Origin of the sequence: Streptomyces sp. NPDC004126 (genome assembly GCF_050275515.1) — a bacterium.
Lineage (GTDB): Bacteria > Actinomycetota > Actinomycetes > Streptomycetales > Streptomycetaceae > Streptomyces.
Window position 1 is genome coordinate 148940 of sequence record NZ_JBNNPF010000013.1, and the last position, 24215, is coordinate 173154.

Annotated in this window: 22 protein-coding genes; 10 read left to right on the top strand and 12 right to left on the bottom strand. The window is 73.8% G+C overall.

From position 1 onward, the window contains the following. Positions 1–44 precede the first annotated feature (44 nt). Positions 45–650, top strand: coding sequence for a response regulator transcription factor (locus ACQKM2_RS15330; protein WP_427709884.1), 606 nt, complete (start codon positions 45–47; stop codon positions 648–650). 6 nt (positions 651–656) lie between these two features. On the opposite strand, the gene ACQKM2_RS15335 is transcribed toward ACQKM2_RS15330, so the two are convergent. The 11 genes from ACQKM2_RS15335 to ACQKM2_RS15385 all read right to left on the bottom strand — a co-directional run bounded on the left by ACQKM2_RS15335 (position 657) and on the right by ACQKM2_RS15385 (position 13714). Next, positions 657–1781, bottom strand: coding sequence for a sensor histidine kinase (locus ACQKM2_RS15335; protein ID WP_427709886.1), 1125 nt, complete (start codon positions 1779–1781; stop codon positions 657–659). Positions 1782–1964: 183 nt separating this feature from the next. Next, positions 1965–3458, bottom strand: a complete 1494-nt coding sequence (locus ACQKM2_RS15340; RefSeq protein ID WP_427709888.1) for a SagB family peptide dehydrogenase — start codon at positions 3456–3458, stop codon at positions 1965–1967. A 33-nt stretch (positions 3459–3491) separates the two neighbouring features. Further along, on the bottom strand, positions 3492–5765 hold the full coding sequence (locus tag ACQKM2_RS15345) for a TOMM precursor leader peptide-binding protein (RefSeq protein WP_427709890.1): 2274 nt from the start codon (positions 5763–5765) through the stop codon (positions 3492–3494). A gap of 123 nt (positions 5766–5888) precedes the next feature. Beyond that, on the bottom strand, positions 5889–6026 hold the full coding sequence (locus tag ACQKM2_RS15350) for a hypothetical protein (RefSeq protein ID WP_427709892.1): 138 nt from the start codon (positions 6024–6026) through the stop codon (positions 5889–5891). Between the two features lie 123 nt (positions 6027–6149). Continuing rightward, the gene (locus tag ACQKM2_RS15355) at positions 6150–7418 is read right to left on the bottom strand and encodes a sulfate adenylyltransferase subunit 1 (RefSeq protein ID WP_427709940.1); all 1269 of its coding nucleotides are present in this window, start codon (positions 7416–7418) and stop codon (positions 6150–6152) included. Between the two features lie 65 nt (positions 7419–7483). After that, the gene (cysD, locus tag ACQKM2_RS15360; RefSeq protein WP_427709894.1) at positions 7484–8455 is read right to left on the bottom strand and encodes a sulfate adenylyltransferase subunit CysD; all 972 of its coding nucleotides are present in this window, start codon (positions 8453–8455) and stop codon (positions 7484–7486) included. After that, positions 8452–9039, bottom strand: a complete 588-nt coding sequence (gene cysC, locus ACQKM2_RS15365) for an adenylyl-sulfate kinase (protein WP_427709942.1) — start codon at positions 9037–9039, stop codon at positions 8452–8454. The genes cysD and cysC overlap by 4 nt, the downstream gene beginning before the upstream one ends. Positions 9040–9044: 5 nt before the next feature. Continuing rightward, entirely contained in the window at positions 9045–10904 is a 1860-nt protein-coding gene (locus tag ACQKM2_RS15370; RefSeq protein ID WP_427709896.1) for a M20/M25/M40 family metallo-hydrolase, read from the bottom strand. A 100-nt stretch (positions 10905–11004) separates the two neighbouring features. Then, complete coding sequence (locus tag ACQKM2_RS15375; RefSeq protein ID WP_427709898.1) at positions 11005–11775, bottom strand: SDR family NAD(P)-dependent oxidoreductase; 771 nt, start codon at positions 11773–11775, stop codon at positions 11005–11007. Next, positions 11772–12743: a sulfotransferase gene (locus ACQKM2_RS15380; protein WP_427709900.1), complete on the bottom strand. Its 972-nt coding sequence runs from the start codon at positions 12741–12743 to the stop codon at positions 11772–11774. The genes ACQKM2_RS15375 and ACQKM2_RS15380 overlap by 4 nt, the downstream gene beginning before the upstream one ends. 77 nt (positions 12744–12820) lie before the next feature. Continuing rightward, positions 12821–13714, bottom strand: a complete 894-nt coding sequence (locus tag ACQKM2_RS15385; RefSeq protein ID WP_427709902.1) for a family 3 encapsulin nanocompartment shell protein — start codon at positions 13712–13714, stop codon at positions 12821–12823. A gap of 301 nt (positions 13715–14015) precedes the next feature. Between ACQKM2_RS15385 and ACQKM2_RS15390 the strand changes: the two genes are divergently transcribed. The 8 genes from ACQKM2_RS15390 (at position 14016) to ACQKM2_RS15425 (ending at position 22017) form a co-directional block, all read left to right on the top strand. Continuing rightward, on the top strand, positions 14016–15011 hold the full coding sequence (locus tag ACQKM2_RS15390) for a LysR family transcriptional regulator (protein ID WP_427709904.1): 996 nt from the start codon (positions 14016–14018) through the stop codon (positions 15009–15011). A 183-nt stretch (positions 15012–15194) separates the two neighbouring features. Further along, positions 15195–15377, top strand: coding sequence for a lysine biosynthesis protein LysW (locus ACQKM2_RS15395; RefSeq protein ID WP_427709906.1), 183 nt, complete (start codon positions 15195–15197; stop codon positions 15375–15377). A gap of 38 nt (positions 15378–15415) precedes the next feature. Further along, positions 15416–16279: a RimK family alpha-L-glutamate ligase gene (locus ACQKM2_RS15400; protein ID WP_427709908.1), complete on the top strand. Its 864-nt coding sequence runs from the start codon at positions 15416–15418 to the stop codon at positions 16277–16279. Further along, complete coding sequence (gene argC, locus ACQKM2_RS15405; RefSeq protein ID WP_427709910.1) at positions 16276–17301, top strand: N-acetyl-gamma-glutamyl-phosphate reductase; 1026 nt, start codon at positions 16276–16278, stop codon at positions 17299–17301. Before ACQKM2_RS15400 ends, argC begins: the two co-directional genes overlap by 4 nt. 39 nt (positions 17302–17340) lie before the next feature. After that, positions 17341–18273, top strand: a complete 933-nt coding sequence (locus ACQKM2_RS15410; protein ID WP_427709912.1) for a transketolase — start codon at positions 17341–17343, stop codon at positions 18271–18273. Continuing rightward, positions 18273–19241, top strand: a complete 969-nt coding sequence (locus ACQKM2_RS15415) for a transketolase family protein (protein ID WP_427709914.1) — start codon at positions 18273–18275, stop codon at positions 19239–19241. Before ACQKM2_RS15410 ends, ACQKM2_RS15415 begins: the two co-directional genes overlap by 1 nt. Next, entirely contained in the window at positions 19238–20875 is a 1638-nt protein-coding gene (locus ACQKM2_RS15420) for an AMP-binding protein (RefSeq protein WP_427709916.1), read from the top strand. Before ACQKM2_RS15415 ends, ACQKM2_RS15420 begins: the two co-directional genes overlap by 4 nt. Beyond that, positions 20872–22017, top strand: a complete 1146-nt coding sequence (locus tag ACQKM2_RS15425; RefSeq protein ID WP_427709918.1) for an acyl-CoA dehydrogenase family protein — start codon at positions 20872–20874, stop codon at positions 22015–22017. Before ACQKM2_RS15420 ends, ACQKM2_RS15425 begins: the two co-directional genes overlap by 4 nt. Before the next feature lie 74 nt (positions 22018–22091). Here ACQKM2_RS15425 and ACQKM2_RS15430 read toward each other — a convergent pair whose 3' ends face one another. After that, positions 22092–22682, bottom strand: a complete 591-nt coding sequence (locus tag ACQKM2_RS15430) for a CGNR zinc finger domain-containing protein (protein ID WP_427709920.1) — start codon at positions 22680–22682, stop codon at positions 22092–22094. Positions 22683–22756: 74 nt separating this feature from the next. Between ACQKM2_RS15430 and ACQKM2_RS15435 the strand changes: the two genes are divergently transcribed. Continuing rightward, positions 22757–24214: an MFS transporter gene (locus tag ACQKM2_RS15435; protein WP_427709922.1), complete on the top strand. Its 1458-nt coding sequence runs from the start codon at positions 22757–22759 to the stop codon at positions 24212–24214. Position 24215 lies beyond the last annotated feature (1 nt).

Consider the following 24215-nt stretch of genomic DNA (forward strand, 5'->3'; position numbering starts at 1 on the left):
CTGGCGGACGGGCCCCGCGTGAGGGCGCGTCAGGGGGGACGACAGTGATCCGAGTGATCCTCGCGGACGACATGCTGATGCTCCGGCGGGCCTTGGTCTCGCTGCTGGAGCTGGAGGAGGACCTGGAGGTGGTGGGCGAGGCCAGCGACGGCGACCAGGTGCTCCCCGTCGCCCTGGACACCCGGCCTGACGTGGCGGTCCTGGACATCGACATGCCCGGCATCGACGGCATCCGGGCGGCGGAACTGCTCAGCCGGGAGCTTCCCGAGTGCCGGACGATCATTCTGACCAGTCTGGGCAGGCCGGGGAACCTGCGCAGGGCGCTGGAGGCCCGGGTGTCCGGCTTCCTGCTGAAGGACACCGACCCCACCCGGCTCGCCGCCGCGATCCGCCAGGTGGTCGCCGGGGAACAGGTCGTGGACCCGCAGCTCGCGCTGGCCACGCTGCAGGCCGGCAGCAGCCCGCTGAGCGCCCGGGAGAGCGAGGTGCTGCGGCTGGCGGCCCAGGGCCTGGACGCCCCCGAGATCGCCCTGAAGCTGTTCCTGTCCGCGGGCACCGTACGCAACTACCTGACCACGGTGGTGACCAAGCTCAACGCCCGCAACCGGATGGACGCCGTACGGATCGCCCGGGACGCCGGCTGGCTGTGAGGCCGGCTACGCCGGGGTGACGGCGCCGTCGGGGTCCTGGGGGGTGTCGGTGGCCGGCTGGAGCGGGAGTTCGGCGACGAGTTCGAACCAGCCGTCCGGGCGTACCCGCCAGCTGAGCCGGCCGCCGAGCGCCTCGGCGCGGATGGTCAGGCTGCGCAGGCCCACTCCGCCCGGGACGCCGGTGCGGTCGGTGTCGCAGTGGACCGAGTCCTTCTCGCTCAGACCGTCGTTGGCGATGCAGAACCGGACGGTGTCCTCGCCGGTGTCCGCGGTGACCACGCAGTGCTGCGCCTTGCTGTGGCGCAGCAGGTTGGTCACGCCCTCGCGCAGCACCGTCGCGAGGACCGTGTCCACGGAGGCGTGCAACGGGGCCCTGGTGACCCGGATGTCGGTGCGGATGCCGACCGCGCGGAGCAGCGAGGCGGCGGACACCACCTCCCGGTTCAGGGTCATGTGGACGTAACTGCTGGCCACGGAGCGGACGTCGGTGAGCGCCTGGCGGGCGGTCTGGACGATCTCGGTGAGTTCCATCTCGGCGCGCTCCGGCTGGACCCGCATCAGCCGGTGGGCGAGTTCGCACTTCAGGGTGATGGTGGAGAGGCTGAAGCCGAGCAGGTCGTGCAGGTCGCGGGCGAAGCGGAGGCGTTCTTGGGTCACGGCGAGCCGGACCAGTTCCTCCCGGGCCATCTGCACTTCCCGGACCAGGCCGGACAGCCGGCTGAGGCCGTACACGACCAGGCCGGTCAGCACGGTGGCCAGGCTGTTGTAGGCGAGCTGGCCCACCCCGTAGCCCACGGCGAACTGCACGAAGCCGGTCGCGACGGCCACCCCGGCGAAGGCGGTCCATCCCCGGGCCGCTCCCAGGACGAGCAGCGCGGAGGCGGCGAGGAACCCCGGCATGCCGAGCCAGGCGGCGCCGAACAGGGTGAAGGGCACGAAAGTGAGCACCGCCTGGAGCGACAGGGTCAGCCCCCGGTGGCGGGCCGCCCTGGGTATCCACAGCGGCAGGGAGTGGCTGAGCTGGAGGACCAGCAGCGTCAGCATCAGCGCGCCGCAGAGGGCGAGCTGGCCCGCTCCCATCCCCGCGCCGACGGCGTAGGTCAGGCCCACACCGAAGAAGCAGAGGATCACGACGAGGGTGATGGTGCCGGCGACCCTCGGTGCCAGATCGCCTCCCTCGACTGGGCGGTGCGCGCGAACTGCGCCTGGATCTGCGGACCGAGACCATCCCACGGGAGCTCCCCTACTCGACTGCGGTGCGGCACGGAGTGGTGTGCAGCATAGGGGCAGCGGTGAGCGTTCGGTATTTGTCGTTCAGGGGTGGCTGTTCCGGCCGTGCCCGGCGGGCGGCGCCCCGCCCGGCAGCGCGGCGAGCACGAACTCCCCGACGCCCGACTCCGCGCGCCAGTCGAGGCCGAAGGCGCGGGCCGAGGCCTCGGTGTCGCCGAAGGCCAGGGCGCAGGGTCCGATCCCCATGGCCGTGGCCACCAGGTAGAGGGTCTGCTGGAGGGCGCCGACCTCCTTGAGCAGCGCGCTGTAGGCGATGCCCGGGTAGGCGGCGCCGATCCGCCGGAAGCGCGCGGTCATGCTGATCAGCACGGGCGGTTCCGCGCTCAGTCCCGCGGCGGCGCCCGCCTCCGCCAGCAGGGCGTCCACCAGGGCCGGCCGGGTGCCCAGCCGGTGGAGGGTGTGCGCGGACGGGTCGTAGTGGTAGCAGCCGCGCTTCGGTTCGCCGGGGCCGGCCAGGGTGACGTACAGCTCCAGCGGGTAGACGCCGCCGACGCTCGGATAGGGCCGGCCGGCCGTGGGCCGGGCCCGGGCGGAGCGGTACAGCAGCTCGCCCAGCTGGGCCGGGGACAGCGGCAGCCCGCCGTCCGCGCGGACCGAGCGGCGGGCTTCGAGCGCGGTGGTCAGGCGCGGGTCGGCGGCGAGGACCCGGTCGAGGTCGGGCACCGGCAGGGCGAGGGGGGTGCCGTCGGCCCACGGGCGCGGCTCGCCCGGGTCGCCCGGGTCGCCCGGGTCCTCGGTGGACCGGCGGGCCAGGCCGAGCGGTTCGTCGTGGAGTCCGGGCCGGCTGCGGTTGTGCAGCATCAGCTCGCGCGGCGACCAGTGCTCCAGTGCGGGGTCCCGGTCCTCGGCGAAGGAGGGCGGGCCGGCTTCCGGGCCGCCGGATCCGGGGACCAGCATGCCGGACGCCTCCAGGTAGCCGACCGCCTTGCGCACCACCTCCAGCGGGACGTCCAGCAGCCGGGCCGTCTCGCGGACGGAGGCGGGCCGGACGTAGCAGCCGACCAGCCACATGGCGTGCGGGGTGTGCAGCAGCACCCGGTGCGTGCTCAGCGGGGATTCGAGGACCATGTCCCGGGTGCCGAGGCGCAGGGTGGCGAACCGGGACAGCCGGTGCACGGTGTCCGCGGGGGGCATGCGGGGGGTGAAGCGGGCCTCGGGCATGATCGGGACCACCGACACCTGTTCGGTGCCGTCGGTCAGCGCCAGGGTGCGGATGACGGCGTGCCGGACCGCCTCCAGCATGGAGCGCAGTGCGGCGCGGCGCGGATCTCCGGGGACGGCGTCGGCGCCGCTGAAGCCGGGCAGGACGTTGTCCAGCGACACCGGACCGTAGGTCATGCGCTCCAGCGCCCGGGGGACGACCGGGTCGGTCATCGGCAGCCGGATGTCCTCCCAGAGGGTGCTGACGAGGCCGGTCCCGGCCGCGTCAGCCGCCGTCCGCACCGTGGTGTCCTCACGGAGCGACCAGAGTTCGATCAGGCGGGTTTCCTGCGGCGCGGGCGGGGCGGATGACTTCATGGCCGGGACCTCACGGATGGTACGACGACGGTGTCACAGGAAGAGCGGGACCGGGTTGAGGTCCTCGTAGCGGGTGGGGGCGGCCAGGCGGCCCAGGCGTACCGGGACGTCGTACAGCCGGCCGGGGGCGAACCGGGTCCAGAAGGTGCGCAGTCCGGGCACGATCACCTTGACGACGGGCAGGCCCACGTCGGCTCTGGTCTGGTCGAGGACGAGGAGTTCGCTGCCGAGGCCTCGGGCCAGCTCCTCGGCCGCCGCCACGTCCGCGGCCAGGTCGGCGCGGGGCGTGTACGGGAAGTCGGCGGCGGTGCGGCGCGGGCCGTCCCGGTCGGGCAGCAGGTAGGGCTGGTTGGCCGTGGTGGCGGTCTGCCACCAGTACAGCGGGACCGGGTCGTCGCAGGTGTAGCCGTCGCCGTCGGCCGTGGCGGCGACGACCGGCGGGAGCATCTGGTTGAGTTCGGCCACGGCCCGGCGCAGCGCCACGCGGGGGTCGAAGTGGGCGCCGAAGCCGAGGGTGATGTCCTGGGCCGGCTTGTCGGTGCGCCGGGAGAGGGCGGCGAACACGGGGATGCCGAGGTCGCTGGTCAGGTCCAGGACCCAGAGCTCCCGGTCCAGGCCCCGGTGGGCCTGTCTCATCTCCTCGATCCAGGGGTCGCCGAAGGAGGGCAGGTCCACGCCGGGCTGGCGGGTGCGGTTGTACCACCACAGGGCGACGGCGTCGCGTTCGACGAGTTCCAGGAAGCCCTGGACGATGGCGTCCTCGCGGGAGCTGCCGGCGGCGGTGCCGTTGGAGTGGGCCGAGAAGAAGCCCGAGGGGCAGGGGGCGTCGTAGTAGAGCATGGAGGTGGGCAGCAGCCGGTGCCGGCCGGCGGTCAGGGACCACACCGGGGTCCAGTCGACGGGGGTGTCCTCGTCGAAGGGCGCGCAGATCCGGTGGGCCGGGGCGTGTTCGGCGTTCCAGGCCGCCCGGTGGCCGAACTGGCGGGGGTGGAAGAGCTGGACGGTGTCGGGGTGGACGGCGCGGTCGGCGACCTCGCGGTAGGTGGCCCGCAGGGTGGGCTCGTCGCCCTGGCGGTAGCCGCAGTGCCGTTCGACGGCCTCGCACAGGGCGCTGACCCGGGCCTGGAGGGGGGTGGTGCCCTTGCCGGAGCTGTGGCTGCGCAGTCCGGCGCGCACCGCGGCGAGTCCGGTGGGCGAAGAGGCCGGGTTGTGTCCGGAGTGGTAGCAGTTGAGGAAGCCGGGGTCACGCCGGTCGCGGCGGACCTCCTTGACCACGCCGGTCAGTTCGTCGACGAGGTGCTCGTACCGCTCCAGCATCTCCTCGGGGGTCAGTGAGCGCTCGCCGGTGCCGGTGGCGGACTTGGGCCGGCTGGCGGGACGGACGGGTGCCCAGATGCGGCGGGCCGTCACGCCGGGGTCGCCGCAGGACGGGCACTGGGGGCGGCGGCGGACGGGGTGGTGGCGGCCGGCCAGGGTCAGCGTGTCCATGGTCCACAGGGCGTTCTGGCCCGGGTGGCGGTGGCCCGCCATCCATTTGACGGCTTCGAGGCAGGCCAGGTGGAGTCCGACGGCGCGGCCCGCCGCCAGGCCGGAGGGCGGGACGCTGACGGGACGGCCGAGGGCCCGGCCCAGGTAGGCCTCCGCCGGGCGGTTGCGGCGCAGCGGCTCGGCCAGGCAGTGCCAGCAGGGGCCGTCGCCGGGCTGGAACACCGGGCCGATCCAGGGCTGTTCGCCGGTCAGGCGGACGGGCAGCCAGGGGGTGCCGGAGGCGCGGTAGGCGGCGTCCAGTTCGGCCAGCGCGGGGTCGAGGTAGGTGTCGCAGAGGACGAGGGCCAGCCCCGGGGTCCCGGTGTCCTGGCCGGCCCGGTGGATGCGCAGGCCGGCGGCGCCCAGCGCGGCGAGCAGTTCCTCGGAGCCGGCGCCCGCCTCGCTGCCGCGTCCGGTGCCGGCGACGGTTCCGCTGCCGGTGCGGCGGGCCGCCTCGTCCCCGTCCACTCCGGCGAGTTCCCAGAACGCCTCGCCGGCGGCGCCGGCGGCGCCCGGGGCCCGATGGGTGAGGAGGCCGGAGCCCAGCAGCCGGCTGACGACCTCCTTCACCTGGTCGGCGGGGAGGGAGCCGGCGTCGGCGACCAGCCGGTCGAGGCTGCGGGTGCCGTCGAGCAGGGGGGCCAGGGTGGTGACGCACGATCCGCGCAGCGCGGTCACTCCGCGTTCGGATATGAGGAACACACCTTCCTCGGGGACGACTTCGGCCTTCAGATGCGGCTTGAATCCGAGTCCGTGCGTGGTGCCCTGGCGCTGTGCCACCGTTTCCTCCTGTCTGGTGTGCGGCCTGTGGACCTTGCTCGGGAGCGCGTCGTGCGGTGCCGGTGCCGTGTGCGGGGGGGTGCGGGGTGCCGTGCGGGGTGCCGTGCGGGGTGCCGTGCGGGACTACTCGGCGGACACGTCACCCGTCCAGCAGATGCAGGTGCCGGGCTGGTACGCCTCGGCGGCCGGTCCGCAGAAGTCCTCGATGACCAGGTCCTCGGCTGCGGCGATGACGGCGGTGGCGGCGATGTCGAGGTTCATGTCGGCCCTTCCCGATGGGTTTCGGCTTGCTGACGGGAAAGAGTCTGCTGCGCCGCGCGAAGGGCCGACAGTGCCTGTGTCACCGGGCGGGCATGAAGTTCTCATGGTCATCGCGCGAAGGCGTCACGCTCCCTCCCGGTCGGCCGGAGCGTCGGCCATGCCGGCGGTGAGGGTGCTGCCGTCGGAGGGGTCGATCAGCAGGAACGATCCGGTGCGGCGGAAGTCCGCGTAGCCGTCCAGTGGGACGGGTTCGGCGGTGCGCACCGTGATCCGGCCGATGTCGTTGACGCCGAGCGCGTCGGGGCCGGGCCGCTCGGAGAGGTCCTGCACGTCGAGCCGTGAGGAGATCTCCGTGACCACCGCCCGCACGGTGCGGGTGGTGTGCCGCAGCAGCACCTGGCGGCCGGTGCGGAGCGGCTGCTCGCCGAGGTGGCAGACGGTGGCGGTGAACCGCCGGACGGCGATCGGCGCGGTGGCCGCCGGGGCCAGCAGGTCACCCCGGGCGATGTCGAGGTCGTCGGCCAGCCGTACGGTCACCGACTGGGGCGCCCAGGCGGTGTCGGTGGTGGTTCCGTCCAGGGTGTCGATGCCCACGACGGTGCTGACCGCCCCCGAGGGGAGGGCCGTGATCCGCTCGCCGACCCGCAGCACGCCCGAGGTGATCTGTCCCGCGTAGCCCCGGTAGTCGGGGTGTGCGGCGGTGGCCGGCCGGATGACGTACTGGACGGGCAGCCGGGCCGACTCGGTGTGCGGGTCGGCGCCCACCGGCACCGATTCCAGATGTTCGAGGACCGTGGGTCCGGCGTACCAGTCCATGCGCTCGGAGGGGCGCACCACGTTGTCCCCGGCCAGGGCCGAGATCGGGATGGCGGTGACCCGCTCGACGCCGAGGGCGGCGGCGCACTCGGCGAACGCGGCGGCGGTCCGGGCGAAGACCTCCTCCGAACAGTCCACCAGGTCCATCTTGTTGACCACGAGGGTCACGTGGCGGATGCGCAGCAGGGCGGCGACGGCGAGGTGCCGGCGCGTCTGCTCCACGACCCCGTTGCGGGCGTCGACGAGGACGAGGGCCAGGTCGGCGGTGGAGGCGCCGGTGACCATGTTGCGGGTGTACTGCACGTGGCCGGGGGTGTCGGCGAGGATGAACCGGCGGCGGGCGGTGGCGAAGTAGCGGTAGGCCACGTCGATGGTGATGCCCTGCTCGCGCTCGGCCCGCAGCCCGTCGGTGAGGAGCGACAGGTCGGGGGCGTCCTGGCCGCGCCGCCGGGAGGCGTGTTCCACGGCCTCCAGCTGGTCGGCGAGGACCGACTTGGAGTCGTGCAGGAGACGTCCCACGAGGGTGGACTTGCCGTCGTCCACGGAGCCGGCGGTGGCGAACCGCAGGGTGTCCACCGTGGTGCCCGGGCCGTACGGCGCGGTGCGGGGTCCGGTGTTCGGTGCTTCGGCGGTGTTCACGGCTAGAAGTACCCTTCGCGTTTGCGGTCTTCCATGGCGGCTTCCGAGAGCTTGTCGTCGGCGCGGGTGGCGCCGCGTTCGGTGAGCCGTGAGGCGGCGATCTCCGCGATCACCTCCTCGACGGTGGCGGCGGCGGAGTCGACCGCTCCGGTGCAGGACATGTCCCCGACGGTGCGGTAGCGGACCAGGCGGGTCTCCGTCCGTTCCGTTCCGCGCGGGCCGCCCCACTCCCCGGGTGCCAGCCACATGCCGTCACGGGCGAAGACCTCGCGGTGGTGGGCGTAGTAGATCTCCGGGAGGGCGATGTCCTCCCGCTGGATGTACTGCCAGACGTCGAGCTCGGTCCAGTTGGACAGCGGGAAGACCCGGACGTGTTCGCCGGGCGCGTGCCGGCCGTTGTACAGCGACCAGAGTTCGGGGCGCTGGCGGCGGGGGTCCCAGGCGCCGAACTCGTCGCGCAGCGAGAACACCCGCTCCTTGGCGCGGGCCTTCTCCTCGTCGCGCCGGCCGCCGCCGAACACCGCGTCGTAGCGGCCGGTGGTGATGGCGTCGAGCAGGGGGACGGTCTGCAGCGGGTTGCGGGTGCCGTCCGGGCGTTCCCGGAGCCTGCCGTCGTCGATGAAGTCCTGCACCCGGGCGACGTGCAGCCTCAGGCCGTGCTCGGCGGCCACCCGGTCGCGGTAGGCGAGGACCTCGGGGAAGTTGTGGCCGGTGTCCACGTGCAGCAGGGCGAAGGGCAGCGGTGCGGGCCGGAAGGCCTTGAGGGCCAGGTGGAGCATGACGATGGAGTCCTTGCCGCCGGAGAACAGGATCACCGGCCGCTCGAACTCGCCCGCCACCTCGCGGAAGATGTGCACCGCCTCGGACTCGACGGCGTCGAGGTGGGAGAGGCCGTAGGCGTTCCCGGGGCGGGGGGCGGACGGCGGTGCGGCGGCGTCGGGCGCGGCCGTCCCGGTGAAGGTGGTGGCGGTCATGCCAGCCCCCTTTCGGCCAGCAGGGCCAGCAGCTCCTGCGCGGACTCGGTGACGGTCTGGGTGTGAGAGGCGATCCGCAGGTCGGGGGCGGCCGGCTCCTCGTAGGGGTCGTCGACGCCGGTCAGGCCGCTGATCTCGCCGGCCGCCTGGCGGGCGTAGAGGCCCTTGACGTCGCGACGGGCGCAGACGGAGAGGGGGGCGGCGACGTGCACCTCCAGGAAGTCGGTGCCGCTGCCGCGGTGCCAGGAGCGCACCAGTTCGCGGGCGTCGGCGTAGGGGGCGATCACGGGCACGAGGACGGTGACGCCGTTGCGGGCGAGTACCTGGGCGACCCGTCCGATGCGTTCGACGTTGCTGCGCCGGTCGGTGCGGGAGTAGCCGAGGCCGGACGAGAAGGTCTGGCGCAGCTCGTCGCCGTCGAGGACCTCCACGCGCCGGCCGCGCGCCCGCAGGACGTCCGCCGCGGCGTACGCGAGGGTGGTCTTGCCCGCGCTGGGCAGTCCGGTCAGCCAGACGGTGGATCCGGGGTAGCAGGTGCAGTGGACGGCAGGGGCCGCGAGGTCCTGCCCGGGGGCGGCCGTCATGACGGTCACATCGAGCTCCATTCTCGGACCGCGGCCGTCAGCAGGCGCTGCGCCCGCCGGAATTCGTCCGCGTGCAGGTGTTCGTCGGGGGTGTGGTCCAGCTTCGCGTCGCCCGGGCCGTAGGCGACCATGGGGACGCCGTGCCAGGTGGTGGCGAGCGTGTTCATGTCGCTGCTGCCCTTCTTCATCAGGTACCGGGGGGTGACGTGGCCGGCCCTGAAGGCCCGCTGGAAGGCCTTGACCAGGGGGCTGCTGCGGCCGGTGCAGACTCCGGGGGTGGCCCGCAGGACCTCGAACCGCACCGGGGCGGCGGCGAGCGCCCGCAGGGCCTCCACCGTCTCGGCCACGTCCAGGCCCGGGGGCACGCGGACGTCCACGACGGCCTCGCCGGCCTGTGCGTCGCCCTGGTTGAGCGCCCGTACGCCGAGGACGGCGGTCAGGGCGTCCGGGTGCAGTCCGGCCACCGCGGCGGGCAGTGCGGCGAGCGTTTCGACCATCCGGTCGCCCGCGGTGCGGACGCCCTCGCCGGCTGTGTGCCCGGTGGGCTCCCGCACGCTGTACCGGACCTTGACCAGTCCGTAGTAGCCGAGGGTGAGGGCCTCGGCGCCGCTGGGCTCGCCCACGATGACCGCGTCGGCGACGGGCTGGGCGTCGCGGACGTGGAAGGCGCCGGCGCCGGTGATCTCCTCCTCGACGGCGCCGATGACCCGTACTTCGACGCCCTCGGGCGGGTCGAACTCCGCCAGTGTCTGGAGGAACGCGACCAGGCTGCCCTTGGCGTCCACCGAGCCGCGTCCGGAGAGCACCTCGCCGTCCCAGCGGGCCGGCCAGCGGTGCGGGACGGTGTCCAGGTGGCCGAGCATCAGCAGCCGCCGGCTGCCGGCCCCCTTGGTGGCGACCAGGTTGTCCGCGGCGTCGATCTCGGCCTTGATGCCGTTCTCCGCGCACCATCCGGCGAGGAACTCCGCGATCTCGCGCTCGTCGCGGGAGACGGAGGACAGCTCCACGGTGCGGGAGAGCAGTTCGAGATCGGCGGCGGGGGCGGGGGCCCGCCAGAACCAGGTGGCGCCCGCCGCCGAGAGGGTGTGCGGTCCGGTGATGGCCGTGTCGGGGGTGCCCTTCAGCGCGATCTCGGCCGCCCTGACCTTCTGCCGCATCCGGCCCCTGGCGTAGTGCCGGCCCTCGCCCTCGGTGAGGTGCCGCAGGCTGCTGGCGGGGTCGGCCGGGTCGCTGAGCAGTCCGGCGGTGCCGGTGACCAGCCGCAGGTGGTCGGCGTCCAGGGCCAGCGCGGCCTCGGCGGCGAGCACGTCGGCGTCCACGTTGAGCGGTGTGCCGCCGTCGGCGTCGGCGACCGGCGGGGACAGACAGACCACGTCGAAGGTGGCCAGCAGGCCGCTGAGCCGGGGCACGTCCACGGAGCTGACCGTGCCCGCCCGGTGGTCGCGGACCAGCCGCGTCCGCCCCTCCTCCCGCACCCGCATCGGGCCGTTGGCGGTGGCCTTGACCAGGGCGCCGGTGCGGGCGACGGCGGCGAAGACGGAGAGTCCGCGGCGGGTCAGCTCCTCCTCCACCAGGGGGAGGGTGACCTCCTCGTACGCGGCGACGATGTGCCGCATCTCCTCCGGCGGGCAGTAGCGGATCTCGTCGCCGTTGCGGGAGACCAGGGTGCGGATCTCGCGGCCGGTGCGCCGGTAGTGCTCGGCGATGCCGGCTGCTCCCCCGGCGATGACGAGCAGCCGCGCGCCGCGCCGGCTGAGTTCGAGCAGTTCGTCGAAGACCTGGCTGTGGAGCAGAGTGGCGCTGCCCAGCTTGACCACGTAGAGCGCGGCCTCGCGTGAACTGGCGACTTCCCCGAGGGCTTGCATGTACGGAACTCCTTCGGACGGTGGCGGTGTGCGGGCGGGCCGGTGGGGCGGCGGGCACGCTGAGGGGTGCGTACGGGCGGACGTGCGCGGGCGGAGCGGGTCAGCCGATGCCGCGGGAGTTGCCGCCGTCGGCGACCAGCACCCCTCCGGTGACGTAGGCGGCCTGTTCGCTGGCGAGGAAGGCGACCAGGGCGCCCAGGTCCTCGGCACGGCCGATCCGGCCGAGCGGGATCCCGGCGGCCACCTCGGCCAGCCGCTCCTCGGCCTTCTCCCCGTACTGCACGTCGAGGATCGGGGTGCGGTGGAAGCCCGGCGCCAGCACGTTCACGGTGACCCCGGCCGGGCCGAAGGCGTGCACCAGGCCCTTGGCGAAGCCGAGGACGCCGAGCCGGGCCACCGAGGACAGTCCGCTGCCCGGGTGGGGCTGGCGCACCGACTCGGAGGTGATCATGACGATCCGGCCCCAGCCGGCCTCCCTCAGGTACGGCGAGGCGGCCAGTGACAGCGACACGTGGGGCAGCAGGTTCCCGTTGACGGCCTCCCGGTACTCGGCGACGTCGAAGTCCTCCACGGGGCCGAAGGGCACCCCTCCGGAATTGGTGACCACCACGTGCAGCCGGCCGAACTCCTCGGCGGTGTGCCGCACCCAGGCCGCCGCGGCGTCCTCGTCGCACAGGTCCACCACGGTGCTCAGCACCCGGCCTGCCCCGGAGTCGTCCACCTCCCGGTGGGCGCGGGCCAGCCGTCGCGGATCGCGCCCGCAGATGGACACGTCGGCGCCTTCCGCGGCCAGCACGCGGGCCACCGCGAGACCGATTCCGCTGCTGGACGCCGCGACCAGCGCGGCCCGTCCGGTGAGTCCCAGGTTCACGGCCATCCCCCCGTGAGGGCGGGGCGTACGGGGGCCAGCGGGTAGCCGTAGCGGGAGAGCAGGGGGGCTGCCGCCGCCGTGGCCGCGGCGATGGCCGTGCCCGGCAGGGCGGTGCGCCACCGTTCGTCGGGCCGGATGTGGGTGACGCCGCGGCGCAGCCGGTCGGGATTGCCGGTGACGGTGTGGTTGGCGCCGAGCGGGATCCGGCCGGAGGTGTCCACCGGGGAGTCGTCGTCGAGCCCGGCGAACCGCAGCACCCGGGACGTCACTTCGCGCGGGCCGCGGGACAGGTCCTCGTGGCGGACGCGGAGGTAGCGCCCGCCGGCCGTGCGGCCGACGAGTTCGGAGGCCAGGTTGAAGGCCGTCCAGTAACCGCTGCTGCGGGCCGGGGACATGGGGTCGATGTAGTCCTTGGCGCTGCGGTAGGACAGGGCGGTGGCCCGGGGGTCCCGGACGATGTGCAGCACCCGCACGTCCAGGTCGCCGCGGCCGAGGAGGGCCGCCGCCTCCGCCGGGTACTTCGATCCGTCCACGATCAGGCGGTCGCCGCCGAGGGCGGCCACCTTCCGGTAGACGGCGGCCGAACGGCCGATGAGTTCCTCCACGCCGGGGGCGGTGGGCCGCTCGCCGCGGGCCTCGGCGAGCCGGGCCGGGGTGTGCCGGGTGCGCAGCAGTGCCTGCTGGAGGGTGGTCATCCGGTGCGCGGTGGCCTCGACGGAGCCCTCGGGCAGCCCGGCGAGGACCTCCGACCACAGCGGGCACGCCCGGACCGGCAGGCCGCAGCCGCAGCTGGAGTTGGTGCCGGCGCCGAGGACGCCGTTGCGCCAGAGGTAGTACAGCTCCCCGACGTGCCGGACGCCGGGGATCTCGTTGAGGACGTTGCCGAGCAGGGTGCTTCCGCTGCGCATCCATCCGGTGATGTAGAGGACGCGCGGCGGGGGGCCGTCTGCCGGGGAGGGGCCGGTCATGGTGGTGGGGTCCCTTCGTGGTGCCGTCGGCGCGGTCGTCGCGGCCGGCGGCGGGTCGGTCCCGGGTCGGTCGCGCGTCAGTCGCGGGACAGCAGCAGGAAGTGCTGGGGCAGGTGGACGGCGAGACCGATGCGGCTGCTCGCCTCGATGGCGTCGGAGCCGCCGGGGCCCGCGCCCCGGCGGAGCGTCAGCGAGGCCACGCCCGGGACGAGCAGGGTGACGGCGGCCCGGAAGTCGCCCAGCAGGACCTGGCCGCGCGGGATCATGCGGGTGCGGGAGACGGTGATGCCGGCTGCGCCCAGCTGCCCCAGCACGCCGGCCCGGACCAGTTCCCAGTACGTGAAGGGGTGGACGACGATCCCGTCGCAGGAGCCGCCCGTCTCCTCGACCTCCGCCGCGGCCTCGGTGATGGAGGCGTGGACGTCCTCGCCGAGCCGGCCGCGGCGGATCTCCGGGAGGTTCAGGAGGCCGCTGATCGCCTTGTCCGCGCTGCCGTGCAGCAGGGTCTCGTTCTCCACCACGGAGAGGCGCACCAGCACCCGGTAGTCGACGAAGGAGGCGAGCAGCGCGGGCTGGTCCAGCAGGCCGTCGGGCAGCGGCACGCGCACCGTCAGGTCGGTCAGCTCGGCCTGCTCCAGCCTCGGGGCGAACGCGCCCTCGGGGGTGGCCTGGTACGAGGTGCCGGCGGCGGCCAGCTTGGCGGCGGGCGGCTCGTGCACGAAGGTCACCGGCGCGTCGGCCACCGAGGCGGTCTTGAGCAGGTGGCGGACGGCGTACCGCGGCCGGGTCGCGAACAGCGGGAAGACGGCCGGGAGATGGGCCCGGAAGGGCACCACCTGGTCCTGGTCCCGGCCGGCGGCCCGCACCGACCAGGCGAACTCCTCGCCCGGGCTGCGGGTGGTGAGCGCGGGGTCGGCCAGCTGTATCTGCACTCCCTGCTGCACTGCGGAATCGGCGGTGGCTGCCAGCATGACGTCTCCTCGGATTTCCATGAAATCACTCGTTGGGTGATTCACATTAGGCACCCACCGGAATTCCCGGGGAGAAATACGATGGCGTGTGTTTATAGCTCGAATAAGGCGGGTTGATTCCCCGTTCTTGAGCGGTGCACACGAACGGTATGACGATGTCACATCCGGTCCGTGAGCACATCCGTGGCGGCACCGAAAGGCCCGGACCTACGCTGCATCGCAGACCTCGTGGAACTCGCGGCACGCAAAGCGCACCGCGGAACCCGGAGGCAGGAACGTCCCCGACGATGTGGGTGGGAGCATGCATCACGACTTGCAGATCAACAGGCTGAGGACCCTGGTCGCCGTCGTCGAACTCGGCGGCTTCCGGCGGGCGGCGGAGTCCCTGCACATCACCCAGCCCGCCGTCAGCCAGCAGATACGACAGCTGAGCGGTTTCATCAGGAGCCCCGTGTTCGCCTCCACGGGACGCAACCTGCGGCTCAGTCCGCGGGGCGAGGAGCTCCTCAGATACGCCCGGCGCATGGTGGCGCTCAACGACGAGGCGGTCGACCGGTTCATCCCGCAGGCCGGCCACGTCATGCTCTCCGTGGGCGTGGCGAGCCAGCTCGCGGAGGTGCTGCCGGAGTTCCTGCGGGTGCTGAACCGGGGCATGCCCCAGGTCCAGCTGAGCGTGCGGACCGGGGCGAGCGAGGAACTGGCGGCGCAGCTGACCGGCGGTCAGCTCGACGCGGCGCTGCTGCTCCAGGCCGACCCGCCCGGACCGGGCACGGACAGCCTCGAACTGGGCCGGATGCGCCTGGCCTGGTTCGGCCGGCCGGCCCACGGCGAGCGCGAGGCCCTGCCGCTGGCGCTCTTCCCCGAGCCGTGCACCCTGCGCGGCCGGGTGCGCGACGCCCTCGACGCGGCGGGCATCGCGTGGCGGATCTCCTACGAGAGCGGCGAGCTGATCGGGCTGCGGTCGGCCGCCAAGGCCGGCCTCGGCATGACCTGCCTGATCGCCAACGGGGACGAGCTGTGGGGGCTGACCCCGACGGTGCGCCCCGGACTGCCGTCACCGCCCGCGCCGCTGCCGGTCACGATGGCGATGGCGGCCGGGGCCGTACCGGAGGGCTTCACCGGCATGGCGGAGAAGGCGTTCCGCCAGGCCCTGCGGTCCTACCCGCTCGTCTCCCCTCCGGCCTCCGGGCCGCAGGCCGCGGCGGCCGGGGCCGGGCCCGGGAACGAGCGCCCGGACGGCAGCACGGACGGCAGCACGGACGAGGCGGGCCCCGTGCTCGCGGGCGCCCTCGCCTGACGGTCACGCCGTCACCCCCCACGCCCCTCCCCCTCGCCCCTCCCCCCGCTCCGCTCCCCCACCCCATAAGCGTCCGCCCCCGTTCCGATCCCGAGCATTCATCGGATCCGGCCGGACGGACGGAAAAGCGGCCCTACAGTAATTCCCGATTCGCCATCTCTCCGAAGAATTGAGGAAATCGCCGTGCAGGAAACACTGATTGCCCCCGAATGCCCCGAGTGCGACGCCGAGGTTTCCCTGGGGCCGGACGCCCGGGTCAGCGAAATAGTCGAGTGCCCCGAGTGCCGGCTGGAACTGGAAATCGAATCCGTCGAGCCGCCGCGGCTGCTGCTCGCCCCCGAGGTCGAGGAGGACTGGGGCGAGTAGACGGGCCGGCCACCGCAATCGAGAAGGAGATCAGCCTGATGAGCCCTGCGGCAGCGCGACTCGGTGTCCTCGCCTCCCGGGTCCGGTTCGAGGAGAAGAACATCCTGACCGCGCTGGAGAGGCGCGGCGTCGCATGCGAACACATCGACCCCCGCACCCTGTCGGTCCGGGCCGGTGAGCCCTGGGACGGTCCGCGGACCGTACTCAACCGCGAGGTGGGCCACTACCGCGCCCTGTACGCGGCTGCCGCACTGGAGTCGGCCGGGGTGACGGTGCTCAACAGCGCCGCCGCCACCGCCGTCTGCGGGGACAAGTGGCAGACCTCGGCGGCCCTGGTCGCCGCGGGTCTGCCGACCCCCGAGACCCTCCTGGCCCTGACCCCGGAGGCGGCCCTCAAGGCCCTGGAGGAGATGGGCTACCCGGCGGTCATCAAGCCCCTGGTCGGGTCCTGGGGCCGGCTGGTGACGCGGGTCACCGGCCGGGCGATGGCCGAGGCGGTGCTCGAACACGTCGCCGCCCTGCCCTCCCCCCAGTCGCACGTCGTCTACGTCCAGCGCGAGGTCGCCAAGGCGGACCGGGACATCCGGGTCCTCGTGGTGGACGGCCGCGCGGTCGGGGCGACGTACCGCAGGAGCGAGGACTGGCGCACCAACGTGGCCCGCGGCGCGGTCAGCGAACGCTGCCCGCTGACGGACGACCTCACCGCCCTCGCGGTGGCGGCGGCGGACACCGTCGGCGCCTGCGTGGCGGGGGTGGACCTCCTGGAGGAGCCGGGCGGCCGGCTCACGGTCCTGGAGGTCAACGACCGGGTCGAGTTCCGGGGCCTGCAGTCGGCACACGGAACGGACCTCGATGTGGCGGACGCCCTGGCCGCCCTCCTGACGGCAAAGGCAGAGTCATGATCCGCGCAGCAGTGGTGGGAGCGGCCGGCTACATCGGCGGGGAACTGCTCCGGCTGCTCGTGGGCCATCCCCAGGTCGACGTGGTCGCCGCCACCTCCCGCACCCTCCAGGGACGCCAGGTCGACGGCGTCCACCCCAACCTGCGGCACCGCACGAAGCTGACGTTCTCGGCGGAGGACCAGCTCACCCGCTGCGACGTGCTCTTCCTGGCGACCCCGCACCGCGAGACCATGCACCGGATGCCGGAGTTCGTGGAGAAGGCCGGTGTGGTCATCGACCTGTCCGGCGACTTCCGGCTGAGCGACCCGGCGGTCTACGAGGACTACTACGGCACCCCGCACGAGGCCGCCGGGCTGATCGGCGGCTTCGTCCAGGGGCTCCCCGAGCTCCACCGCGAACGGCTGCGCGCCGCGGACCGGATCTCCGTGCCGGGCTGCATGGCGGCCGCCGGGATCCTGTCCCTGGTGCCGCTGGCCGAGGCCGGGCTGATCACCGGGGACATCACGGTGGACGCCAGGACGGGCTCCAGCGGCTCCGGAGCCAAGGCCGGCTCGGAGAACCTGCACGCCGAACGCAGCGGCGCGCTGCGGGTGTTCGCCCCCACCCGGCACCGGCACGAGGCGGAGATATCCCAGGCCACCGGGCACACCGTGCGGATGTCGGCGACCGGGGTCGAGGCGGTGCGGGGCGTGCAGCTGCTCAGCCGCGCGAACCTCGCCGAGGGGGTCGACGAGCGGGCCATCCGCTCCGCCTACCGGAGCCGGTACGCGGGCGAGCCGTTCGTACGGATCGTCGCCGCCCGGCGCGGGATGCACCGCTTCCCCGACGCCAAGATCCTCTCCGGCTCCAACTTCTGCGACATCGGCTTCGCCCTGGACCGGGGCGCCTCCACCGTCACCGTGATCGCGGCGCTGGACAACCTGGTCAAGGGCGGCGCGGGCAACGCCGTGCAGTGCATGAACGTGCGCTTCGGGGAGCCCGAGGAACGCGGCCTGGAGTTCACCGGCCTGCACCCCAACTGACCGCCCCCACCCACCACGTACCCAGTGAAAGGACCAGGCATGAGCAGCCCGCCACTGCTGCGGGGCGCGCCCGCCCGCACGGACACCACCGGCACCGGCCCGCACGGCGCCGGCCCCGCCGGCCCAGCCGGCCCCGACCGGTCCGCCCCCGACGCGGCGGAACTCGCGGTGATCGCCGGGCGGATCAGGGAGCACGTCCTCGCCATGTGCGCCGGACCCGAGGGCGGCCACCTGGGCGGGTCGATGTCGCTCGTCGAAATCCTCTCCGTCCTCTACTTCCGGGTCATGCGGCACGACCCCCGCTTCCCCGGGCTGCCCGAACGCGACGTCCTGCTGCTCAGCAAGGGACACGGCGGCATCGCCCTGTTCGCCACGCTCTGCGAGGCGGGCTACTTCCCGGCGCGGGCGCTGGAGGAGTACGCCAGGCCCGACAGCCACTTCATGGCCCACCCGCACCCGGAGATCCCCGGCGTGGAGATCGCCTCCGGCTCCCTCGGCCACGGCCTGGCCCTCGGTGTCGGCTACGCCCTGGCCAACCGGCTGGACGGATCGGACCGCCGCTGCTTCGTGGTGATGGGCGACGGCGAGCTCCAGGAGGGCTCCGTGTGGGAGGCCGCCTCGGTGGCGTCCGCGCACCGGCTGGGCGCTCTCACCGCGGTCGTGGACCGCAACGGCCTGCAGATCACCGGCGGGACCGAGACCGTCAACTCCCTGGAGCCGCTGGCCGACCGCTGGCAGGCCTTCGGCTGGCGGGTCCTGGAGGCCGACGGCCACGACGCCGGGGCCCTGACCCGGGAGCTGACCCGGCCCGCCGACCCGGCGCGTCCCACGGTGGTCATCGCCCACACCGTCAAGGGCAAGGGCGTGCCCTTCATCGAGGGGCAGGCGCGCAGCCACTACGCGCGGCTGAGCGACCGCCAGTACCTGCGGGCGCTCAAGGCCGTCCGGGCCTCGGCGGGAGGTGACCGGTGATGGGCACGGCACTCGCGCCCGCCCCGGCCCGGTCCGCCCGCGAGGTGTACCGCGACACGGTGGCCGAGCTGCTGCCGGGCGAACCCCGGCTCGTCGTCCTGGACAGCGACACCGGACTGTTCGGCGGGGTGGACTTCGGTTCCGCCGCCGACCGCTACCTCAACCTGGGCATCGCCGAGCACACCCTGATGGGCGCTGCGGCCGGCCTCGCCCGGGAGGGGCGCATCCCGCTGGTCAACACGATGGGGGCCTTCGCGTCCTCGCGCGCCGTGGAGGCCGTGAAGATCGACATCGCGATGGGCAACCTGCCGGTGCTGATCGCGGCCACCCACTGCGGCGTCTCCGCCGGGCACCTCGGCCCGACCCACCACGCGCTGGAGGACATCGCGGTGATGCGGGCGCTGCCCCACATGACCGTGGTCGTGCCGGGCGACGCCGCCGGCACCGGGGAACTGCTGCGCCAGGCGCTCACCCTGGGCGGCCCCGTGTACTTCCGGCTCGGCCGGGGCGCCACGCCCGACCTGCCCGCCGGCCCGCCGCTGCGGCTCGGCAAGGCCCAGCAGCTGCGGCACGGCACGGACGTCACCCTGGCCGCCTGCGGGCCCTACCCGGTCCTGGCGGCCCTGGAGGCGGCCGATCTCCTGGAGTCCGAGGGAATCTCGGCGAACGTGCTGCACCTGCACACCGTCAAGCCGCTGGACACCCAGGCGCTGCTGGGCTCGCTGGGCGTGCGGGACACGGTGATCACCGTGGAGGAGCACTGGCGGTCCGGCGGGTTCGGCTCGGCGGTCGCCGAGGCGCTCAGCGACGTGCGCCCGGTGCGGGTGCACCGGATGGCCCTCCCGGACGAGTTCGTCCCCGTCGCCGGCAGCCAGCGCCACCTGCTCGAACGGGGCGGGGTCAGCGCCCGGGCGATCGCCGATCGCGCCCGGACTTCCGTCGGGACGAGCCGGGGAGGCACCCGTTGAGCACGGCCGACACCTACCGCGCCGCCGGCTGGTGGCGCGACCGGACCGTACTGCACGACCTGCGCCGCTGGGCCCGCGAGCAGCCCGACAAGCCCGCCCTGGTCTGCTACCGGGGGGACGCGTACGAGACCGTCGGCTACGCCGAGCTCGCCCGCCGGGTCGACCGGCTGGCGGTCGGGCTGCTCCGGCTCGGGGTGCGCCCCGGCGACGTGGTGACCCTGCAACTGCCCAACTCCTGGGAGCTGGTGGCGCTCTGCCTGGCCGCCGCCCGGGTCGGGGCGGTCGCGGGACCGGTGGTCCCGGTGATGCGCCGCCGCGAGGTGGAGTTCATGACCCGGCTGACGCAGAGCCCGGTCTACATCGCCGCCGCCGCGTTCCGCGGGTTCTCCTACGCGCAGATGAGCGCGGAGGTCGCCGCCGCCGTGCCCACGCTGCGCCACCGGGTGCTCCTCGGCGGGACCGGTGCGGACGGCGACGGCGCGCTGGACTTCGTACGCGACCTCTACGGGCCGGAGCCCGACCCGGAGCTGCTCGCCTCCCTGGACGCGCTGGAGGCCGGACCCGACGACGCCGCCCAGGTGATGTTCACCTCCGGCACCACGGGTGAGCCCAAGGGCGTGCTGCACAGCCACAACACCCTGTACTCGATGAACCGGGCGCAGGCCGGCACCCTCGGCCTGACCGGCTCCGAGGTCACCGCGATGGGCTCCCCCACCACCCATCAGGCGGGCTTCACCTGGAACTTCGTGATGCCGCTGCTGCTCGGCGCGACCGCCGTCCAGGTGGACCGCTGGGACGCCGGGCAGATGCTGCGCACCCTCCAGGAGCAGCGGGTGACCTTCTTCATGGGGGCCCCGACCTTCCTCTCCGACCTGATCGACGCCCAGCGCGGGACCCCGCACGACCTGTCGGCGCTGCGCAGTTTCGCCACCGGCAGCGCGCCGATAGCCCCGCTGCTGGTGGAGGACGCCCGCGAGGTGCTCGGCTGCCGGGTGTACGCGCTGTGGGGCATGACGGAGAACGGCTGCGTCACGGTCACCCGTCCCGGGCAGCCGGCGCTGCGCGCCGCCGAGAGCGACGGCACCCCCGTGCCCGGCATGGAGGTCCGGATCGTCGGCGAGGACGGCGTGCCGGTGGCGCCGGGGACTCCCGGGCTGCTCCAGGTGCGCGGTTCCGCCCAGTGCCTGGGCTACTTCCGGCGGCAGGAGGTCTACGAGGCCTCGGTGACGGCCGACGGCTGGTTCGACACGGGCGACCTGGCCCGTGACGACGGCCACGGCGGGATACGGATCACCGGCCGGGTCAAGGACGTGATCATGCGGGGCGCCGAGAACATCCCGGTGCTGGAGGTGGAGGCGGCGCTGCTGCGGCACCACGCGGTCAAGGACGTGGCCGTGGTCGGGTACCCGGACCGCCGGCTCGGGGAGCGCGCCTGCGCGTTCCTGGTCACCACGGGTGACGCGCCGGGCCTGGAGGACGTACGCACGCATCTGGCGGGGCTCGGCATGGCCCGCACGTACTGGCCCGAGCGGCTGGAACTGGTGCCCTCGCTGCCGAGGACCCCGTCGGGAAAGATCCAGAAATTCGAGCTGCGGGACCGGCTGCGGGCCCGGGAAGGAGGGATGGTCTCATGAACTTCGGCTTCACCGCGGAACAGGAGGAACTCGGCAAGCGCACCGCGGCGTTCGCCGACGAGCAGGTGGCTCCGCACCGCCTCGGGAACGACCGGCGCGGCGCCTACCGCGACGGGCAGCTGGAGGCGATGGCGGAGGCCGGGCTGTTCGCCCTGCGGGTGCCGGAGCAGTACGGCGGCCTCGGTCTGGACGCCGTGAGCTCGGGCATCGCGCTGGAGAAGCTGGCCGCGGCCGATCTGTCGGTGTGCTTCCCGGTGCTCAACGCCGCGCTGATCGGCGGGGTCCTCGCCTCCAGCGGGAGTCCGGAGCAGCTGGAGCGCTGGCTGCCGCCGATCGCGCGGGGCGGGGCACTGGTGGCGCTCGCGCTGACCGAGCCCGGTCACGGCACGGACGCGGCGGGCATCGGGATGCGCGCCGAGCCCGAGGGCGACGGCTGGCTGCTCTCCGGTGAGAAGACCTCGATCATGGTGACCGCGTACGCCACCCACGCGCTGGTGTTCGCGCGGACCGGTGGCGACGGCGCTCACGGCATCAGCGCCTTCTACACCCCGCTCGACGCGGACCGGGTCCGCAAGGAGCGGCTGACCGACCTCGGCTGCCGGGCCGGCGGACGCGGACGGCTGGTCTTCGACGGGCTGCGGGTCGGACCGCAGGACCTCGTCGGAACGCTGGGCGGCGGGTTCACCGCGGTCATGCGCGGCTTCGGGGTGTCCCGGGCGCTGATCGCGCTGATGGCCATCGGAGTCGGGGACGCCGCGCTGGCGGAGGCGTACGCGCACGCGTCGCGGCGGTCCGCGTTCGGGCAGCCCATCAGCCGCTTCCAGTCCGTGGCGTTCCCGCTGGTGGAGCACACCACCCTGCTGCACGCGGCCCGGCTGGTGTGCTTCGAGGCCCTGTGGCGGGCGGACCGGGGCGAGGACCCCCGGATCCCGTCGAACATGGCCAAGTGGTGGGCCCCCAAGGCGGCGGTGGAGGCGGTGCACCAGGCTCTGCTGACCATGGGCCACCAGGGGTGGAGCGAGGACGGACCGGTCGCCCAGCGGCTGCGTGACGTCATCGGCCTCCAGCTCGCGGACGGCACCGCGGCGGCCACCAAGCTGACCGTGGCCCGGCTGCTGCTCGGCAAGGAGTACGCGCCGTGACGGCCCCGGTCGCCGAGGGCCCGGCGGGGCCGTTACGGTCGGCGGACGCCGTGCGGTCCGTGGCCGCCCTGCTGTCAGCGGGCGTCGGCCGCGGTGCGCAGCCCCTGGCGGTAGGTCTGCATCTTGGAGCGCGTTCCGCAGACGGCCATGGAGCACCAGCGTCCGCTCCGGTTGCGGGCCCGGTCGTAGAAGGCCCATTCGCAGCGGTGCTCGTGACAGGCCTTCAGCCGCTGCCAGGTGCCGTCGACGGCGGCCTCGACGACGATCGCCAGGACCTGGGCGATCATGCCCCGGGTGCCGGAGCCGGCGGGGCGCAGTCCGGGGGTTCCGGTGCCGTCGAAGGCCAGGACCAGCGGGCACTGCGCGGCGACGCGTTCGACCAGGGCGCGGGCCCCCGGATCGGCCCCCGCACCGTTGTTCTCCCGCATCAGGGCGCGCAGCGCCTCACGTACGGCGACCGCTTCCGCGCGGTCGGCGCCGGAGGGGGCCGCGGCGCCCGGGGGGAACCCGTGTCCCGCCATCCACCCGACGAGCCCGGCCCCGGTCGCGAACTCGTCGGGCCCGAACTCGACATTGACGCTGTTGACGAAGGACTGGACCACCGCGAGCCGGCCGGGGGCCACCTCACGGTCGCCGGGCTGACGTACGCGCTTGGGTTCGGCCATTCCCCAGACCCTACCGGCCAACCGCATTCGCCGGTATCCCCCGCTCGCGTTCCCTCCCCTGTGAAAGGAAACTCATGACCAGCACCAACGCCGCAGCCGGCGCCAGGCCGCCGCTCCTCCTGCTGTGTGCCGCACAGTTCATGCTCGTCCTCGACTTCGCCATCGTGAACGTCGCCCTGGGGGCCATGCAGCGCGACCTCGGCTTCTCGGCCGGCGGTCTGCAGTGGGTGGTGGGCGCGTACGCACTCTTCTACGGCGGATTCCTGCTGCTGGGCGGCCGTGCCGGTGACGTCTTCGGCCGCAAGCGCATGTTCGTGACGGGTCTGGCCGTGTTCACCCTCGCCTCGCTCGTCGGCGGCATCGCCTCCGAGCCGTGGGTGCTCGTGCTCGCCCGTGCCGTCCAGGGCTTCTCGGCCGCGGCGGTCTCCCCCGCGGTCCTGGCGATGATCGCCGGCGGCTTCCCGGAGGGGCCGGAGCGCGTGAAGGCCATGGGCGTCTTCGGCGCGGTCTCCTCGGCCGGGTTCACCGGCGGTGTCGTGGCCGGCGGCCTGCTCACCGAGTACCTCACCTGGCGTGCCGTCATGCTCGTCAACGTCCCGGTCGGGATCGTGCTCGTGGCGCTGGCCGCCAAGCGGCTGCTCGCCGACCACAACGCCACCCGCTCCTCCCGCCTGGACCTGCCCGGCGCGGTCCTGGTCACCTCGGCGATGTGCGCCCTGACGTACGGGCTGACCGCGGCCTCCGACAAGGGCTGGGACGCGACCCCCGTCCTCGCCTCGCTGGGCGGCGGCGCCGCCCTGCTGATCGCCTTCCTGATCGTGCAGACCAAGGTCTCCCAGCCGCTCGTCCCGCTGTCCATCTTCCGCAACCGCGCGCTGTCCGCGGGCAACGGGATCGCGTTCCTGTCCGGCGGCGTGATGTCGGTGTCGACCTTCTTCATCACCATGTTCATGCAGCAGGTGCTCGGGTACTCCGCGCTGAAGGCGAGCATGGGCTTCTTCCCGCAGGCGTTCGTGGTCTTCCTGTTCAGCCTGCCGGTCGTCAAGCTCACCCACCGGCTCGGCGCCCGCAACGTGCTGATCGCCGGCGGTCTGCTGCTCGCCCTCGGCTCGGGTCTGCTGGCCCAGGTGACGGCGGACAGCTCCTACCTGCTCGGCGTACTGCCCGGCGGTGTGCTGATCGGCCTCGGCGTCACGGTCATGATGATCGCCACCGCCATCGCCGGCACCAGCGGCGTCACCGGGCCGCAGATGGGTCTGGCCTCCGGCCTGTTCAACTCCAGCCGCCAGCTGGGTGTCGGCCTCTGCCTGGCGCTGGGCGTGGCCCTGGCCGGTGTGGTCCACGGGACCGCCGCGGCGATTCCGGTGAGCGGGTTCCAGGCCGCCTTCTGGTTCACCACGGCCCTCTCCGCGGCCATCGCGGCCGTGTCGGTCCTCGGCCTGCGGCGCACCGCCGTGGCCTCGGCCCCGGCCCACGCCGCCGGCCAGGCGGCCCCGGCCGCCGCGTCCCCCGCCGCGGCCGCCGCGAAGTAGG